The 17,510-nt window shown below is 38.0% G+C and carries 15 protein-coding genes; 1 reads left to right on the top strand and 14 read right to left on the bottom strand.

Features of this window, described 5'->3' with window-relative positions:
* Nucleotides 1-50: 50 nt before the first annotated feature.
* The 11 genes from ribH to FW768_RS16135 form a co-directional block, all read right to left on the bottom strand.
* On the bottom strand, nt 51-569 hold the full coding sequence (ribH, locus tag FW768_RS16085; protein ID WP_153397136.1) for a 6,7-dimethyl-8-ribityllumazine synthase: 519 nt from the start codon (nt 567-569) through the stop codon (nt 51-53).
* A gap of 3 nt (nt 570-572) precedes the next feature.
* A complete protein-coding gene (locus FW768_RS16090; RefSeq protein ID WP_153397138.1) occupies nt 573-1,280 on the bottom strand; it encodes a tetratricopeptide repeat protein in 708 nt (235 codons plus the stop codon).
* Between the two features lie 219 nt (nt 1,281-1,499).
* Nucleotides 1,500-2,036 carry an adenine phosphoribosyltransferase gene (locus FW768_RS16095; RefSeq protein WP_153397140.1) on the bottom strand — a complete coding sequence of 179 codons (537 nt, stop codon included), beginning with the start codon at nt 2,034-2,036 and terminating at the stop codon, nt 1,500-1,502.
* A complete protein-coding gene (locus FW768_RS16100; protein ID WP_153397141.1) occupies nt 2,037-3,245 on the bottom strand; it encodes a hypothetical protein in 1,209 nt (402 codons plus the stop codon).
* A gap of 97 nt (nt 3,246-3,342) precedes the next feature.
* Nucleotides 3,343-4,359: a hypothetical protein gene (locus tag FW768_RS16105; protein ID WP_153397143.1), complete on the bottom strand. Its 1,017-nt coding sequence runs from the start codon at nt 4,357-4,359 to the stop codon at nt 3,343-3,345.
* Nucleotides 4,360-4,500: 141 nt separating this feature from the next.
* On the bottom strand, nt 4,501-5,832 hold the full coding sequence (locus FW768_RS16110; RefSeq protein ID WP_153397145.1) for a quinol:cytochrome C oxidoreductase: 1,332 nt from the start codon (nt 5,830-5,832) through the stop codon (nt 4,501-4,503).
* Between the two features lie 8 nt (nt 5,833-5,840).
* On the bottom strand, nt 5,841-6,542 hold the full coding sequence (locus FW768_RS16115; RefSeq protein WP_153397147.1) for a c-type cytochrome: 702 nt from the start codon (nt 6,540-6,542) through the stop codon (nt 5,841-5,843).
* Entirely contained in the window at nt 6,535-7,056 is a 522-nt protein-coding gene (locus tag FW768_RS16120; RefSeq protein WP_062698310.1) for a DUF3341 domain-containing protein, read from the bottom strand. The genes FW768_RS16115 and FW768_RS16120 overlap by 8 nt, the downstream gene beginning before the upstream one ends.
* On the bottom strand, nt 7,043-8,440 hold the full coding sequence (nrfD, locus tag FW768_RS16125) for an NrfD/PsrC family molybdoenzyme membrane anchor subunit (RefSeq protein ID WP_050021927.1): 1,398 nt from the start codon (nt 8,438-8,440) through the stop codon (nt 7,043-7,045). Before nrfD ends, FW768_RS16120 begins: the two co-directional genes overlap by 14 nt.
* Before the next feature lie 25 nt (nt 8,441-8,465).
* Complete coding sequence (locus FW768_RS24060) at nt 8,466-11,534, bottom strand: TAT-variant-translocated molybdopterin oxidoreductase (protein WP_153397149.1); 3,069 nt, start codon at nt 11,532-11,534, stop codon at nt 8,466-8,468.
* Nucleotides 11,535-11,557: 23 nt separating this feature from the next.
* Entirely contained in the window at nt 11,558-12,913 is a 1,356-nt protein-coding gene (locus tag FW768_RS16135; protein ID WP_153397151.1) for a c-type cytochrome, read from the bottom strand.
* Between the two features lie 185 nt (nt 12,914-13,098).
* Here FW768_RS16135 and FW768_RS16140 point away from each other — a divergent pair, with 185 nt between their 5' ends.
* Nucleotides 13,099-13,647 carry an SPOR domain-containing protein gene (locus FW768_RS16140; RefSeq protein WP_153397153.1) on the top strand — a complete coding sequence of 183 codons (549 nt, stop codon included), beginning with the start codon at nt 13,099-13,101 and terminating at the stop codon, nt 13,645-13,647.
* A gap of 46 nt (nt 13,648-13,693) precedes the next feature.
* Here FW768_RS16140 and FW768_RS16145 read toward each other — a convergent pair whose 3' ends face one another.
* The 3 genes from FW768_RS16145 to FW768_RS16155 form a co-directional block, all read right to left on the bottom strand.
* Entirely contained in the window at nt 13,694-14,971 is a 1,278-nt protein-coding gene (locus tag FW768_RS16145; protein ID WP_185151994.1) for a DUF6080 domain-containing protein, read from the bottom strand.
* A 76-nt stretch (nt 14,972-15,047) separates the two neighbouring features.
* A complete protein-coding gene (locus tag FW768_RS16150) occupies nt 15,048-15,863 on the bottom strand; it encodes a T9SS type A sorting domain-containing protein (RefSeq protein ID WP_153397156.1) in 816 nt (271 codons plus the stop codon).
* A 77-nt stretch (nt 15,864-15,940) separates the two neighbouring features.
* On the bottom strand, nt 15,941-17,482 hold the full coding sequence (locus tag FW768_RS16155) for a protein adenylyltransferase SelO (RefSeq protein ID WP_153397158.1): 1,542 nt from the start codon (nt 17,480-17,482) through the stop codon (nt 15,941-15,943).
* Between the last annotated feature and the right edge of the window lie 28 nt (nt 17,483-17,510).

Here is a 17,510-nt window from a genome sequence, read left to right on the forward strand (position 1 = left end):
AAGGACTATTGAAAAATAGTCCTTTGTATCGTTAAGCTGTATTAACAGGTTTAAGAGTGTCCGAAACCTATGTTTCCTTTCTTCTCTGAAAGGTTCTTTTTGAAATCGATCATTCTCAGAGCGGTTACGGCTGCTTCTACACCTTTATTTCCCAAATCACCGCCGCTTCTTGCTACAGACTGTTCTTTGGTATCGTCTGTAAGTACGCAGAAAATGGTAGGGGTATCTGTCATGATATTGCAGTCTTTGATTCCTTGTGCTACTGCAGAACATACGTAATCAAAATGAGGGGTTTCTCCACGGATTACGCATCCTATAGCGATTACTGCATCATATTTTCTCTCTTTGCAAAGCTGCATGCTTGCGTAATTCAGCTCAAAGGCACCCGGAACCGGGAAAAGTTTAACGTTTCCTGGTTTTACGCCTTCTTTTTCAAGAATTTCCAAAGCTGCATCACGAAGATTGTACGTTACAAAATCATTCCACTCAGAAAAAACAATGCCGATAGAAAAATCTTCGGCATTAGTTATATGAAGTGGCTTGTAATCGGAAAGATTAACTGTTGCCATTTTTTAAAAGTATTTAGTCATTTCAATATAAGAATCAGACATTCCGTTGTCATAATCCTGATATTTCTCGTCAATAGTAGAGAAGTATTTTTTAGCTTCAGCATTTTTCTTTAATCCTATTGCAACAATACCTGCTTTTCTTGTGAAATAGTAGGTTGTATAAGGATCACTTGATGCTCCTGCTGCTTTGTCTAATAAAGCTAAAGCTTCATCATTTTTATTAAGTCCGGATTTTGCATCTGCCATTGCTCCGTATTTCAGAGCCATTAATGTTTTATTGTCAGATGAAAACTGATCGAAAAGATCATAAGCCTCCTGGAATTTTCCTTCTTTGAATTTTAATAATCCGGCATTGTATCCTGAAAGTTTACCTACTTTTGTATTTGAATATTCGTTGTATGTTCCAACAAATCCAGGATTAGCTGCAGATTTTCCACCCAAAGCTTCTTTATCCTTTCCATCCATCTGGTTTTTCTGAGCAGCTAGGAAACTTTTTACGGCTTCAGCGTTTTTAGGAGCTACTACAAACTGCTTGTAAGCAAAGAACCCTAAAACACCCAATACCAAAGCACCAAAAACAATACTTAGTGGTTTTGAATATTTTTCAAGGAATCTTTCAGTGTTTAAAGCTTCTCTGTCAAGGTCTTTAAAAAACTCAACGGTTTCTTTACCTTCTTGCTCATTCTGAGCATTCTTTCCCAATTTTGCCATAAATTTCTAAAAATTGAAATGCAAATTTAATTGTTTCTGAATGATTTACAAAATACTTTGTGAGTATTATTGATTTTATTTAAATAAATAGAGTGAATTGTCAATGATGAACCTTGAAAACGAATCGACTCCGCTCTGAACGACTTCTCTGATGCTGCGTTTTTATATGCTTGTCAGTTGCTGTCATGCTGAGCGGAGCCGAAAATATTTTTATAAGATCTAATATTCTAAAATATGATAAACTTCTGCGTTAAATTTTTTCAGCTTTTCATCACCATTCAATCCTGTCAATCCAATCAGGAAGCTGAATTGGGATACAACTGCTTCTTGTTTTTCAACCAGTTTTGCTGCTGCTTCTGTGGTTCCGCCTGTGGCCAGAAGATCATCATGGATCAGAATTCGCTGCCCAGGTTTTATCTGCCCTTCACGGGTTTCAATGATGGCGCTTCCATATTCCAGATCATAGCTTTCTGAGATTACTGGGGGAGGAAGTTTTCCCGCTTTTCTGATGAGAATAAAAGGAACTTCTAACGCAACCGCAATGGCGATCCCGAAAAGATAACCGCGGCTTTCTATTCCACATACAGCATCTACCTTTCCTTTACTGAAAGCCACAAGATCAGCAATAACATCCTCATAAAGCTTCGGATTTAAGAAAATGGGGGATATATCCTTGAACTGTATTCCGGGAATAGGAAAATCAGGGATGTTTTCAATGGTTTCGTTAAGTCTTGTGATCAGTTCTGCTGATGCCATTTATGGATTTATTTTATAGCTGGAAATTTTCCAGTCACCGTTTACATTTTTAAGTCCGAAAGTAACTTTTAATGAAGTTGTTTTTCCGTTTTTATCCGTTACATCATAAGTAGCATTTACGCTGGCACTGTTGGTTGTTGTTCCATTGGTACTGATGTTTTTTACGCTTACATTTTTCACAGAACCAAATCCTGAATTAGGATTGGAGAAAGATTCATAGCTTCCCCATCCTGGGTTGTTGGAAGCATCATAAGCCGCTTTAAGGTTTTGTGAGCTTACATTGCTTAAGAACTTGGTTACCGTATTTTTCGGATCAGCAGCAGGTTGTTTAGGTGCTGCCGGTGTTGTTGGAGTCGGCGTTGCATTTGGATCTGTAGTAGTACCTGGAGTTGTAGATCCCGGATTATTTGGATCAATAACAGCACTTGGATCTTGATTGACAGCGGTAGAGTCCGTTTTTGGAGCAGCCGGAACCTTAAGAGCGGAAGGATTTACATCAAGCCCGATCTTAGACATTTTAAAAGTTTTAGCTGTTGTTTTTACAGACACAGTAATGTCAATTTTATTGTCTACCACTTTTGCAGCAGGAATGGATGAGAATTTAAGATTAAATCCTTTGAAATTATTATCCTGCATCAGGTTTTTAGCGGTAGCAAGCTTTACTCCGTTGCTGAATACCTCTAAAGTTGCTTCAAGACCTGCTCCGGTGAATGAAACGGGTTTTCCTGCAATATCTACTAATCTTGGAACGATCTGGATAGCCGTAGCAGCACCTGTTCCGTCATCTCCTGTTGGATTGGCAGTAATCGTTAATGAGCTTGCTTTTACGTCATTAGGGTCCGTTTCTTTTGCTTTGTCATCCCCGAAGATATTCATTTCTCCAAGAGATGGCGGGGCTGTACTTGCCCATTCAATGCCGTTTTTCTGAGCGACACCGTCAGCCATGGATAGGATCTCAGGTACTTTTTTACCATTGATAAGTTTTCCTAAGGCTTTAAGTTCCTCCACATCTCCATCAGCTTCCACACCAAAGGTCTTCAGAATATAAAGAGCTTCATTGAACTTGATCTGGTTAATCGTTGAAAGGCTGGAAGTCATATCATTGATACTGGACTGCAGCGTTTTAGTATTCGTAGCATCTACATGATCTTTCTTGCATGCTGTAAACAGCAACAAACTGAAAATAAGTAGCAAAGAAAACTTTTTCATTTTTATTTGGTTTGCTACAAATTTAGTAAAACCTTTATTAATACTGGATTTTTATTTTACTTTATGTTTTCCAAAAGTCTGAATCCTGCTATTTTCACTATTTTTTATTAGGCTGTTCCTTTAAGTCACCTTTAAAAAAGCTGCTGAAAATAGTCTGCATATTAGGGAATGAAGAGTCCTGCCAGTAGGATGCATTGTAATTGCTGTTATTTTTATCAAACTTCACTTTCTCAATATCATTGTCATTGCTGAAGCTAAATTCTGTAGGATAAAAATTATTATAAAGAATGATCTGGGTATAATCCGGTTCGCTCTTATGTTTCAATTTTACAAAGGCTACTTCGTTATATTCCAGGAAATCCTTGAGTGTTTTTTCTGATTCTTTTTCGAAAGACATATTCAGGATGGTTCTAATATCAAAGAATCTAAATCCGAATAGGGAAAATTCTTTTTCCTGAAGAGCGGCACCGGTTACTTCAATCTGATCTTTACGGTCACCTTTCAGTTCTTTAATGGTATTTTTCTTTGTTTTATATTCTTCGGGATTTCCTACATTTTTTAGCTTAGGAATCTGAAGCGAACTTCCATAATCCCAGGATGCTGTTTGTTTTTTCTCTTCTTTAGCATCGGTCAGTCTGAATACTCTGTATTGCTCAACATTGGCACTTTTCAGTTTTTTTGTTTTGTTGTCAAAAATATAGGTGGCAATACCGTCTGCATAACTGTTAAGTTTATTGTTAACTGTTACATAGGCATTAAAGTTTCCTTTAATGAAAATATATTTTGCAGGTTTTGTGTTTTTGATGATCACTGCTTCGATTTCTTTTACCTGATCATTGATCCTGATTATTTCCTGACTAAGGTCTGCATAAGAAAGAGTGGCAACAGGAAAATTGTTATACACCAGCTGGAATTTTTCCTGATCCGGGCTCAACACCTTTTTATCAATCTTTCCGTCAATATCAGAATAGGCGAGAATACTCCCGTCTTTGCCAAAAACTGAAACTTTGGGAAGAGGTTTATTTGTTTTTTCAGAAACGAAAGTAATGGTCTGCGCCTGGATAAAGTTGAACAGAAATATGAATACGGAGTAAATTAATAGTTTTGTTTTCATAATAAGAAATTGTTTTTAGTGGTTATATCTTCTTTTTTATAGACGTACAAAATTCAGAATGGTTGCCTGATGACTTTGGTCCATAAAAAAAGACTGATCATTACAATCAGTCTTTTTTTCTTTATTTCTGTTACAAAATCCTTAGAAAGGATATTCATAAATTTCAGATTCGTGTAAGAATGGGTTTCCTGTAGGGATCAACTTCAGTTTAGATAAAGCTGAAAGTACAGTAAACATAAATAATCCAACAACAAATAGAACAGCTCCCAGAATTAATAAGAATACTTCAGGAGTTTTCCAGTATGGTCCTACCGTTCCAGGCATTACCATGTTGAAGTAGTCTAAGATGTGTCCTAAAATAACTACAACAGCCATTGTTGTTACTACTTTGTAATTTCTCTTGATGCTGCTGCTTACTAATACCAATAGTGGTAATAAGAAGTTGATGATCAGCATTGGTAAGAAAGTAGGAGAGTAGTGCTGGAATCTTCCGAAGAAGTAGTTCACCTCTTCCGGAACGTTGGCATACCAGTAAAGCATGAACTGTGCAAACCATGTATACGTCCAAAGCATACTTGTAGCGAATAGGAATACTCCTAAATCGTGTAAGTGGTTATCATTGAACTGTGGAAGGAAACCATTTTTCTTAAGATAAACACTTAAAAGAATGATTACCGCAATACCACTTGAAAGACAGCTAACCATTGAATACCAGATATACATTGTAGAATACCAGTGAGGGTCAATAGACATCAACCAGTCCCAAGCCCAAGCTGCAGATGCAAATCCGAAGAATGCAATATAACCTACAGACCATCTGTAAAGCATTTGATACTCTACTTTAGACTTAGTTTCGTCTACTTTCTTAGATTGAGCCTTAAGTTTCCAAGCGAAGAAAGAAGCACCAATCACATAGATTAAAGTTCTTACTGCATAGAAAGGAATATTTAAGAATTTCTTCTTTTCAAATAGGATCACATCAAAGTGAGGATCTTTAGGATCAGTTAAAGCCGGATCCATCCAATGGAAAAGGTGTCCGTTATGAGTGATATTTAAGATCATCATAATAATCAGAATAGCACCTCCGTAAGGGATAAAAGAAGCAATAGCCTCCATTACTCTTGTAATAATAATTGGCCATCCTGCGTGTGCTGCGTGCTGAATACAGTAGAAAAACAGTACAGCACAACTTACTCCAAAGAAAAAGACAGCTACAAAGTGAAGAGAAGCTAAAGGCTGGTTGTGAACCTGCATTTTAGCATGTTCCAAATGAGCCTGGTGATCCTGTGGACCTACCATTTCACTTGAGTGGGTAGGGGCAGTATGACCTGAAGCATGAACAGCTTCCATCATTTCTCCTATCTTAACATCATCCAGACCATGGTTCATGAAATAACCGGCACCGAATAGAATTAAACCTACAACAAGAAGTATTATAGAAGTTGATTTTAATTTTGGTGAAAAACTATACATTTCTTTTCTTATTTTTTAGTTTCGGTAGTCGTTTCAGTTTTTGCTGCTGCTGGAGTTGCCGTAGCTGCTGCCGGTGCTGCTGCTCCTTTTTTGAAAGCATTCATCACATACATGGCTACTCTCCATCTGTCACCAGGGTTTAGCTGTCCTGCATAAGACCCCATCGCGTTTCTACCGTTAGTTAATACATAATGAACAGATCCTACAGTAATTTCTCTATCTGCATAGTTTGGAACTCCTGAATAGGCTCCGCTCTGTACTATTGGTCCTTGTCCATCTCCTCCTGTACCGTGACAAGCTGCACAGGTACGCTCAAATAAGAATTTTCCTCTTTCAATATCTTTCTCTGCATTAGCAGGATTCAAAGGAGAGGCAGCAATCTTTTTGGAAGCGTCATACCCTGCATTGTACTCGTCAACATTTTTAGGTAAAAGACTTTCTTCAAAAACTCCGTCTTTGTTCTGAGCTACGGTTCCTTCTACTGGAGAAAGTCCGGTTGCTCCGTTGTTTTTAACGAAAGCAGGAATTTCATTTTCATGATCGGAATAAGCATCCTCAGCTTTCATCAATGGATCGTAAGCTACAGGAAAATACATATCCGGGAAATATACTAATGGTGTATTTTCTTTTGGTCCGCAAGAGTTAAGTAAAACGGTTGTTAAACCTAAAACTGCTGTAATTCTTAATACGTTCTTTTTCATTTTAAGCATCTTTAACAGTTATTTCTTCAACTCCAGTTTCAATAAGCAACTGTTTTACAGATTCTACATCATCAGTTACAAATTCCATTAAAAACTTGTCATCGGTAGTTCTTGGATCTGGGTTCTGAGCCGGAGCTCCCGGATACATTTTGTTTCTAACCAAGAAAGTTAAAGACATCATGTGAGCGGCACAGAATACCATTAATTCAAACATTGGAACTACGAATGCAGGCATATTGTGTCCCCAGTCAAAAGCTGGTTTACCACCAATATTCTGCGGCCAGTCATGGTTCATTACGTACCATGTTATAGTAGCACCGATGGTTACCCCATAAAGCGCATATATAAATGCGGCATCAGAAATTCTTGTTTTCTTTAACCCTAAAGCTTTGTCAAGTCCGTGAACCGGAAACGGAGTATAAACCTCGTTTATTTTGATTCCTTTATCGTTGAATGCCTTAACGCCGTTCATTAAATCGTCGTCGTCAGCATAAAGTCCGTATACAATTTTAGTGGTGCTCATCTCCTTCTTTTGCTTTATAAGTTTCACCTGAGATTTTCAAAATCGATTTTAATTCAGCCTGTGCAATTACAGGGAATGTTCTCGCATATAATAAGAATAATACAGAGAAGAATCCGATTGTTCCTAAGTATACACCTACGTCAATGATCGTCGGCTTAAACATAGTCCATGATCCTGGTAGGTAGTCTCTTGAAAGGTTGATAACGATGATATCAAAACGCTCAAACCACATACCGATGTTGATGATCAATGCAACGATGAAAGTCCAGATAATGTTCGTTCTTAGTCTCTTAAACCAGAATGAAGCAGGAACTACAAGGTTACAGATAATCAGTGACCAGAAAGCCCACCAGTAAGGTCCAACAGCAGCACCTGGAGAAAGATAAGTAAAGTCTTCAAATCTTGATCCGGAATACCATCCGATGAAATATTCAGTAGCATAAGCTACAGTTACCATACCACCTGTTAAGATGATTACGATGTTCATAATTTCGATATGATACATTGTAATGTACTCTTCTAAGTGACACACTTTTCTTGCAACCAACAATAGCGTCTGTACCATTGCAAATCCTGAGAAGATCGCACCGGCAACGAAGTAAGGAGGGTAGATTGTAGAGTGCCATCCTTTAATAACCGAAGTTGCGAAGTCAAAAGATACGGTAGTGTGTACTGAGAATACAAGCGGCGTTGCTAAACCTGCAAGAACCAAAGATAGTTCTTCGAATCTTTGCCAGTGTTTTGCTTTACCACCCCAACCGAATGCAAGGAATGTATAAATCTTTTTAGTCCAAGGCGTTTTCGCTCTGTCTCTGATCATTGCAAAGTCAGGGATTAGTCCCATGAACCAGAATACTGTTGATACTGAGAAATACGTAGAGATTGCAAATACGTCCCAAAGTAGAGGAGAGTTGAAGTTCCCCCAAAGAGAACCGAATTGGTTTGGTAAAGGGAATACCCAATATCCTACCCAAACTCTACCCATGTGAATTACCGGGAAGATTGCTGCCTGTACAACCGCAAAGATCGTCATCGCCTCTGCAGATCTGTTTACAGACATTCTCCATCTCTGTCTAAATAATAATAATACTGCGGAGATTAGGGTCCCGGCGTGACCGATACCTACCCACCATACGAAGTTGGTAATATCCCAACCCCAGTTAATAGTTCTGTTAAGCCCCCATGCTCCAATACCTGTTCCGATAGTATAAGCGATACATCCGAATCCATAGATGAATAGAACTAAGGCTGCATATAATGAGATCCACCATAATTTACCTGCTCTTTCTTCGATAGGTCGTGCAATATCTTCTGTGATATCGTGATAAGTTTTGTGACCAATAATTAGAGGTTCCCTTATCGGAGCTTCGTAATGTCCTGACATTTTTTACCTATTTATTATTTAAACTTTATTTTTCTACTCTGTTTCTTACTTTAGCGTGATAGAACACATTTGGCTTGGTTCCGATCTCCTCTAGTAAATAATATCTTCTGTTGCTGGAGTATAATTCTCTAACTTCAGACTCTTTGTCATTCATATCTCCGAACGTCATTGCTCCGGTAGAACAAGCAGCAGCACATGCACAAGAGTTCTTGAACTCATTGTCTGTTACTTTTCTGTTCTCTCTCTTAGCAGCTAGAATCGTTGCCTGAGTTTCCTGGATACACATTGAACATTTCTCCATTACCCCTCTTGTTCTTACAACTACGTCAGGGTTAAGTACCATTCTTCCTAAATCATTGTTCATGTTGAAGTCGAACTTATCATTCAGGTTATATGTAAACCAGTTGAAACGTCTTACTTTGTATGGACAGTTGTTTGCACAATATCTGGTACCGATACATCTGTTGTAAGCCATGTGGTTCTGACCTTGCTTACCATGTGAAGTAGCCGCTACCGGACATACTGTTTCACAAGGTGCGTGGTTACAGTGCTGACACATTACTGGCTGGAAGATTACATCTGGATTATCTGCCGGGTGGTTCAATGCCCCTCCGTCTCCGAATGCTGTCCCATATAATTCAGGTACTGCCATTCCTTCTTTCAATCCTTCGTATACTTCTACCTTCTGTCTTGAAGAATAGTAACGGTCAATTCTTAACCAGTACATATCTCTTGACATTCTGATCTCTTCTTTACCTACTACAGGAACGTTGTTTTCAGCCTGACAAGCAATAATACATGCTCCACATCCTGTACAAGAGTTCAGGTCAATAGATAGGTTGAAGTGAGGTCCGTCTGTATCATCAAAAGCATCCCAAAGGTCAATTTTTCTCGCAGGAAGTGCTCCACTGATGGTGTGGTATTCCAAAGGCTTGTTCCATCCTTTGTGTTCGTCATCGAAAGGTACGCTGATGAATTCTGCCAAAGGAACTTCTTTAGCAATCTCATAACGGCCCATTAATGTATTTTGAAGCTGGATACCTGCAAATTCATGGCTTTCTCCTGTTTTTTCGATCTTAACTCCTGAAACAGCTAAGTTAGAACCATCAAATAAAGGATATGCATTTACTCCGGTATCAGCAGTTGCTCCTGAGTTTTTCTTACCATAACCAAGCGCAAGACCTACTGATCCTTCTGCCTGTCCTGGTTGGATGAATACAGGAACATCTTTTATTGTTACTCCGTTTACAGTAAGGTTTACAATTGAACCGTCTAACTGCATTCTTGCATTAAGATCGTTATCGATAGCAAACTTTTCTGCATCTTTTGGAGAAATAGTCAGATAATTATCCCAAGACATTCTAGTCAACGGATCCGGTAATTCCTGAAGCCAAGGGTTGTTAGCCTGAGTACCGTCACCCATTGAAGGCTTGGTGTATAATACCAATTCTAAATCAGAAGCTTTGAAGTTTCCTAATTCAGCAACAGCCTGAGCTCCATTTCCTCCTGTATAAGCTAGTGTTGTAGCGTTAGAAGAAGTATTGATCCCGTTATATAAAGCTTTGTTGAAAGAGGTACCTCCTAAAACTGAAGGTGCATTGGCTTTTAAGTAATCGTAGTAGCTGTTGGCAGCATTATTTTTACCATTTTTCCAAACCAATAGAGATTCTTCAATCTGTCTTGATTTGTAGATCTTCTGGATTGTAGGCTGCATTAATGAATATACTCCGGTCTGAGGCTCAATATCTCCCCAAGACTCTAACCAGTTAGCTACCGGAATAACAGCTTTCGCTGCCTTATACATTTCATTTTTCTTATCAGCAACAGCAATTACGTAAGGAACTTTAGTTAAAGACTTCTTGAAATCTTCTCCTTTCGGGTGAGAGTAGATAGGGTCTACATTGTTCGCGATCAATACGCCAACCTGACCACCGTTTACCCATCCTAAGAATTCCTGGTATCTTGCGTTATCAAATTCTTTAAGTAAGTTAGCTTTACCTGTGAAAGCAACTGAAGTTAACTTCTGGTTGATTAAGTGCGCTAAAACCTGAGCCCCTTTTGAACCGTCAGCGAAAACAACAGCTTTGCTGCCTTTTGCATTAAGTTCTTTCGCAATCTCAGAAGCTGCTTTATCTGAAGTGCTGGCTCCTCCTACGATTACATTGTAAACTTCAACTAAAGTTTTGTTTACAGCACTTGGCTTTAATCTGTATCTTGAATCTGCGTTAGCACCTGTTAAAGACATGTTGGCTTCCACCTGAATGTGTCTCAACATGTTCGGACCTGGCTTTCTAGCTGCCGCATAAGATGTTTCTAAGCTTGCAGCGTTGTAATCTCCTAAGAAATCAGCTTGGAAAGAAACTACCAATTCTGAACCTTTAAGGTCGTAAACTGGTAAAGCTCTTTGTCCGAATACTTCCTGAGCAGCATCTAAAGCTGCAGAGTAAGGGAAAGCATCATAAGTTACTAATTCTGCTGTAGGATATTTAGCTTTGAATTCAGCAAATAATTTTTTGAAAGTAGGGGAAGGTAAAGAGTGTGATAAAAGTACAATCTTTTTACCTGCTGCCTTGGCCTCATCTAATCCTTTAAGAACGAAGCTGTCTACTTTATCGAAAGTTTCGTCTTTACCCTCAAATTTAGGCTGCTTTACTTTATCGTTATCATAAAGAGAAAGTACACTTGCCTGAGCTCTTGCGTTAGTTTTACCTAAATCACCAGCTGCCGGGTTCGGATCAATTTTGATTGGTCTTCCTTCTCTGGTTTTTACTAAAACGCTGGCGAAATCGAAACCATCAAAATAAGTTGAAGCGTAATAATTTGGAACCCCCGGAATGATGTCATGCGGTTTTACCACATAAGGGATCGTTTTAATAACCGGAGCTTCGCAGGCAGCCAGTGTTACCGCTGCCGTTGAGAATCCTAATAATTTTAAGAAATCTCTTCTTGAAGTACTTGATCCGTTCTGTTCAGCATCTCCAAGGAAATCTTCTACCGGAATTTCTTCCTGAAACTCTTTCTGAGCCAGCTTATTATTTAAAGCTGGATCTTTAAGTTCATGAATACTTCTGAATTGTATTTTGTTTGAAGCCATTTATACTTCTAATTTTTTAGTTATTAATAATGACATTTACCACACTCAAGACCTCCAATTGCATCTACAGTGATCTTACCGCCGTCTTTAGGGTATTGTTTTTTCAACTTGTCGTGTAGATTCTTGAAGTACTCTTTATTATAACCGTTGTTCATATCAACCTCAGTTGTTCTGTGACATTCGATACACCATCCCATTGTAAAGTCGTTAGCCATCTGAACAACATTCATTGTATCGATTTTTCCGTGACAAGCTTTACAAACAACATCAATTTTGTTGTTAGGATTTTTCTTGTTGAAAGAGTTGATGATCGCCTGCTCACCTGCTACTACGTGCTGAGAGTGGTTGAAGTAAACGAAGTCTGGCATGTTGTGGATTCTTGTCCATTCAACTGGCTGTGTTTTTCCTGTGTACTGTTGTTTTGCAGGATCCCAGCCTGTTGCAGCATAAATCTTCTGGATTTCTCCGTCGTAGAATGCTTTGTCTTTTCCTGGCTCAAGGTATTTACCGTTGTATTCAGAAATGGTTCTGTGACAGTTCATACAAACGTTCATAGAAGGGATTTCAGATACTTTTCCGTATTTAGCACTTGAGTGGCACAGCTGACAGTCGATTTTATTTTCTCCAGCGTGGATTTTGTGCGAGAAATAGATAGGCTGTTCTGGTTTATACCCTTTGTAAACCCCGATCCACATAATCCAGTTCCAAACTCCATAAGCTGCTAAAATAGCAAGGATACCTAATGCTGCTTTACCTACATAGTGGTATTTCTGATAGATTTCACTGAAAGATCTAACTCTTGTTTCGTTTAGTCCGGCTAAGTCTTCAGATTGACCTAATTTAACCAATTGTCTTAGTTTAATTAAGATCCATACTAATAAACCTGCGATTGCTAAAAGAGAAATGATCACAATGTTTGTTGTGGATTTGTCTGCCGGAGCAGCTGCAGTCTCTCCTCCTGGAGTTGTTTCTGCTGTTTTTTCCGGTTCTGGTGCCGGAGGATTAGTTGTAAAAGCTAAAATGTCGTCAATATCCTTATCGGTAAGATTTGGAAAGACCTGCATTTCAGTCTTGTTATACTTTTCAAAAATTTCATTGGCGTATTTGTCTCCAGAAGCTCTCAGAGCTTTGTTGTCCTTGATCCACTTGTGAAGCCAATCTTTGTCTACACCACCTTCTGTCTTTACACGTTCTACAACTCCTTTCAAAGGAGGTCCTATTACCTGTTTATCCAGCGCGTGACATGCAGTACAATTCGCTTTGAAAAGTTTCTCACCATTTTTTGGATCGCCGTCTTGCCCGTAAATTGAAGCACTGGTTGATAGCAATAAGCCTATTGCGATCAACGTTTGTTTATAATGCTTTCTCCAACTAATCATTTAAATTATCTTATGTTAGTAAAATATTGAACATTCAATCAATTCCGCAAAAATAATATTTTTAACAGGAATTTAACGGTATATGGAAAAGGGAAAATATCATTTACGTTTAATTTGTATTGATTCTAAATAACCATGTTTGGTATAATTTTTTAATTTGTATAAATTTGCGGAAACAAGTTTAAATGAGAAATTTAATCAAAATATTTTCGATAATATCTTTATTCGGATTTTATACCATTGAGGCACAGCAGGTTGTTAAAAAAGATACCCTTGCGGGAACTGAGCTTACCATGACTATGGACTCCAAAGTGAGTGCAGCTTTGGAAGGCATCGAAGGAAAGTGTTCTAAAACTGTATCTACAGGTACGGTGAAAGACAATACTGTGGATAGTGGTACAACTATTCCCACAAAGCCTTCTAAAATTTATGTTCCGAACAGAGAACTTACGAATGCGGAAATCTGTCGTAAAAATCCTAGAATTTTAGGATTTAAGATCCAGATTACTACAGTGAAAAGTAATGAAGAAGCAAATGAGGTAAAAGCATATTTCAGAAAGCGATTTCCTAATCTGAAAGTGGAGACGGATGCTTCTTTAAGGCCCAACTATAAAATTCTGGCGGGAAGTTATTTTACAAAACAAAGTGCAGCCTCTGACCTTTCGAAAATAAGAGAATACTTTAAATCGGCTCTTGCAGTACAGTACAGAATTTTCTGTTCAGAAGCAAAATAAACCAATTATAATACAGTATAAAACTCCGGAATTTCCGGAGTTTTTTTTATTGATAATAGCGATTCAGAAACCAGAAAAAGTCTGACATCCGCAGGGTATTATTGACTGCCAGAAAAATGAATAAAATGCCTGTCGAAACGGTTAAAAATGTCACGATCTGAGGCTGTTTTTTATAGGCATAAAAAAGCCATCCCAACAACAACGGATAGAGGAAAACGAAGTGTCCGCCGTAAATATATGACGTGTGGAGCCCGAACCTCATGATGCAGTGAATGACAATGTCTACAAGGAAAGAAATCATCAGGATCTGGACCAGTTTATTGTTGAAATTTTTAAAATAACTCCAACATATCAGAGCTAAAAGAATGACTATGAAAATATAAGGAAACAGGGATGAATAAGGTTCCATTAAAAGACCTTTGAAATCAAATCCTTTCATATTGTGTTTATCGGTAATCATGAAGCTCGGAAACAGAATATTACCTCCGAAAAAGTAAGAAAGGATCATATCCCAATCCGGAATAGATTCTACATTGGAGAACTTTTCATATTGCTGGTTGGTTTTTGAAAAAATGTTCTGGTATTTAAAATCAATCCTGAATAAGTATAAGAATACAAAGCTGGCTGTCGTAAGCATTACTCTGAAAACAGCATTCCCAAATTTTTTCCAGTTTCTGAAAAGATCTTTTTCAAAGGCTACCGGAATAAAAACTTTGACCAGATTGGTGATGGTAAGCCCTCCGATTGAAATTCCGGCCAATACCATCGCGGATCCTGCAATTTTTCCGTCTTTTTTAAGTTTTATGGCTGCATAATAGTTATATAAACTTAGCAGGAAGAGCGTATAAGTGAAGTTTTCAGGAGTGAATGAAAGAATAATATTGGTCGAGAAAAATCCAAAAAATAGAAGGATCAGAAGACTGATTTTAAGCGGCAGCTCGATAATATTTTTAAGATATTTAAAAATTTGAAGCATGCACAGACTAATGGCTGTATTGCTGAACCAAGCCAGTGTTAGTCTGAAATTAGCGTCCATTTTTCCGCCTGAAATAAAAAGAGCAGTCTCTCTTATCCAGTTGAAGAAATAATAGGAGAGAGGGTGCCTTTCAAAGCTTCCGCCGGACATTACAATCGCTTTATTATCAAAGCTAAAATAGGCATCCCACGGAATCCTGCTGTCAAAAATAATTCTGTAGTTAAGGGCGATGTAAGTACCTAGAATTCCATAGCAGATAAAGAAAAACAGGAAAACAGCCAGCTCAGTACGAGAGGACGGGAATGCCAACCTTAAAAAATGGATGATTTTTGTTTTAATAAAAGACATGGATCTATTTTTTTGCAAAAGTAAAAATAAAAACCTCACCGGATTGGGTGAGGTTTATGATATTTAATAAATAAAATTATTGTTTGATTACTTTTTCAGAAACAGATGTTCCGTCAAGGAAGTCTACTTTTAATAAATAGATTCCTTTTGGAAGTGAAGAAATATCTGTTTTTTCAGAATTATTTATTAATAAAGATTTACCAGTCATATCAAATACCGTAGTGGATTTGATTTTTTTGTCTGTCTTTATGTTAATTTCACCTTTGGTAGGATTCGGGTAGATGTTTGTTGAGTGATTAGCTTTACCATTTGCTTCCTGAGTAGACAGTGTTCCACTTGCTAAGACTCTTATATCATCAATTGAAAGGCTGTCTGCATCGGTAGCTACATAACGGAATCTAATTTTGACATTTGCCTGACCAGCATATGGAGTTAAATTAACAGTAATTGCTAATGTTTCATAATCATCATAAACTCCATAATTTTCTTCAACCCATACCTGAGTCCATGTAGTTCCCCCGTTTGTTGAAACTTCAACTTTTAAATCTCCGTTGGCGAACGGAGCAACCATGTACTCATATCCTATTTTAGCGTTGAATTTTAGAACAGGGTCGGTTGTTCCGGCTAAACTAAAAGAAGGACTTGTTAAATGAGCATTATTGCTTTGTGCAATCCATCCGATAGCTGCAGATTTTCCTCCTGTGATGTTGAATGTTGCTTGACCTTCATCATCAAACATATCTGTTGTGAATGCCCAAGGTCTGGATGCTACTGTTGAACCCGTTGTCCATCCTGTAGGAGGAAATGTCGTTCCTTGAAATGTCTCTGATAATATTTGTGCATTTCCAAATATTGAAGAGGTTAGTAAAATGAAGAGTAATTTTGTTTTCATTGATTTATACGTTTAAATTTACTTGTAAATATAGTAAAAAAACATAATATCAACATATTTAATTAATAATAATCAATTTAAGAACTACAAGAAAGAGTAGAGCACCCAGTTGTTTCATCATAAGCTGAAGGGCGTTTTGCAGACCATTCAGGATAAATTTCTTCGTAAGGATTTTCCAAAGCTTTTGTGAGCTTATTCAGCATTTCGGTTTTTCCATGGGTAATCTCTTCAATACATTCATAAAGAAGATAGTTTCTAAGGGTAAATTTAGGATTTGACCGTCTCATCAATGCCAAAGATTCTTCAGTTGAAATTGTATTGGAAGTGATTCTGGTTTGATATTGCTTGATAAAGTTCTCCAGCTTTCTGAATTTTTCTTCAGTCCACACAGTATAAGAAACATTTTCAAAAAGAGATCGGGTATCCTGAGTAAAGAACAGCTTTTCCAGCTGATTGAAAAATAAAGTATAATCCAGTTGGAGTTCCTGCATTAAGCCCTGCCAGTTGGTGAAAAAATCTTCATCATCTTTTCGCAGTTCATCAAATCCAAATTTTCTGCAGAGCATTTTGTCGTGAGCTTCCCAGAAATAGGTTCCGTAATGATTCAGTGTATCTTCTAAAAATGTCTCATCTTTGATTAACGGGTGAAGTGCATTGGCAAGTTGCCAGAGGTTCCATTGGGAGATTTGCCCCTGCTTTCCGAAGGCGTATCTTCTTCCCGGAAGATCAGTGGTGTTTGGGGTAAAGTTTAAATCATATTCATCCATCATAGAATAAGGTCCATAATCAATAGTCAGTCCTAAAATAGACATATTATCTGTATTCATTACCCCATGTACAAATCCAACCCTGAACCATTCAGTCATTAAATCTGCTGTTCTGGTACAAACTGCAGCAAAGAAGTCTTTATATTTCTGTATCCCTTCCGAGGTAATTTCCGGGAAGTAATGATCTATAGTAAAATCAACAAGATCCTGTAGGGTATCATATTCTCTCTGGGCAGACATTAGTTCAAAATGCCCGAACCGAAGGAAGCTTTCGGCAGTTCTTATCACCACAGCTCCTTTTTCCAGTTGGGGATTGCCGTTGTACATCATATCCCGAACGACATCTTCGCCGGTTAAAGCAAGGCTTAAAGCTCTGGTAGTAGGAACTCCTAAATGATACATGGCTTCGCTCATCAGATATTCACGTACCGAAGATCTCAGTACGGCTCTGCCATCTGCATGTCTTGAATAGGGTGTGGCTCCGGCTCCCTTCCATTGTATTTCTGTTTTCTTTCCTGCAGTATTGGTGATTTCTCCAGCCAGTATTGCCCTTCCATCTCCAAGCTGGCCGGCCCAGTTTCCGAACTGATGACCTGCATAAGCGGTAGAATAAGGGTGAATATTTTCCGAAAGATTATTTCCGACAAGAAAATCCAGGTCTTTTTCTTCATATTTTCCCAATCCAATTTCATCTGAAAGACTCTGGTTGAAGACAATCAGCTGTGGATGATTAAAACCAGCGGGCTGAGTGGAGGCAAATAAAACCTTTGGAGTGTTTCTCTGTATAGTATTGCCGGATAAGTCTCCGGGAAATATTTCAGTAAAAGGCTGTCTGATCTGTTCAATATTCATCCATCAAAGGTATTAATTAAAAAAGAAA

The organism is Chryseobacterium vaccae, assembly GCF_009602705.1.
Lineage (GTDB): Bacteria > Bacteroidota > Bacteroidia > Flavobacteriales > Weeksellaceae > Chryseobacterium > Chryseobacterium vaccae.

Excerpts from the sequence above, each read along its gene's own strand:
- FW768_RS16135 (WP_153397151.1), bottom strand. The coding sequence starts at position 12,913 with ATGATTAGTTGGAGAAAGCATTATAAACAAACGTTGATCGCAATAGGC.
- nrfD (WP_050021927.1), bottom strand. The coding sequence starts at position 8,440 with ATGTCAGGACATTACGAAGCTCCGATAAGGGAACCTCTAATTATTGGT.
- FW768_RS16150 (WP_153397156.1), bottom strand. The coding sequence starts at position 15,863 with ATGAAAACAAAATTACTCTTCATTTTACTAACCTCTTCAATATTTGGA.
- FW768_RS16120 (WP_062698310.1), bottom strand. The coding sequence starts at position 7,056 with ATGAGCACCACTAAAATTGTATACGGACTTTATGCTGACGACGACGAT.
- FW768_RS16105 (WP_153397143.1), bottom strand. The coding sequence starts at position 4,359 with ATGAAAACAAAACTATTAATTTACTCCGTATTCATATTTCTGTTCAAC.
- FW768_RS16100 (WP_153397141.1), bottom strand. The coding sequence starts at position 3,245 with ATGAAAAAGTTTTCTTTGCTACTTATTTTCAGTTTGTTGCTGTTTACA.
- FW768_RS16155 (WP_153397158.1), bottom strand. The coding sequence starts at position 17,482 with ATGAATATTGAACAGATCAGACAGCCTTTTACTGAAATATTTCCCGGA.
- FW768_RS16140 (WP_153397153.1), top strand. The coding sequence starts at position 13,099 with ATGAGAAATTTAATCAAAATATTTTCGATAATATCTTTATTCGGATTT.
- FW768_RS16090 (WP_153397138.1), bottom strand. The coding sequence starts at position 1,280 with ATGGCAAAATTGGGAAAGAATGCTCAGAATGAGCAAGAAGGTAAAGAA.
- FW768_RS24060 (WP_153397149.1), bottom strand. The coding sequence starts at position 11,534 with ATGGCTTCAAACAAAATACAATTCAGAAGTATTCATGAACTTAAAGAT.
- ribH (WP_153397136.1), bottom strand. The coding sequence starts at position 569 with ATGGCAACAGTTAATCTTTCCGATTACAAGCCACTTCATATAACTAAT.
- FW768_RS16095 (WP_153397140.1), bottom strand. The coding sequence starts at position 2,036 with ATGGCATCAGCAGAACTGATCACAAGACTTAACGAAACCATTGAAAAC.
- FW768_RS16110 (WP_153397145.1), bottom strand. The coding sequence starts at position 5,832 with ATGTATAGTTTTTCACCAAAATTAAAATCAACTTCTATAATACTTCTT.
- FW768_RS16115 (WP_153397147.1), bottom strand. The coding sequence starts at position 6,542 with ATGCTTAAAATGAAAAAGAACGTATTAAGAATTACAGCAGTTTTAGGT.
- FW768_RS16145 (WP_185151994.1), bottom strand. The coding sequence starts at position 14,971 with ATGTCTTTTATTAAAACAAAAATCATCCATTTTTTAAGGTTGGCATTC.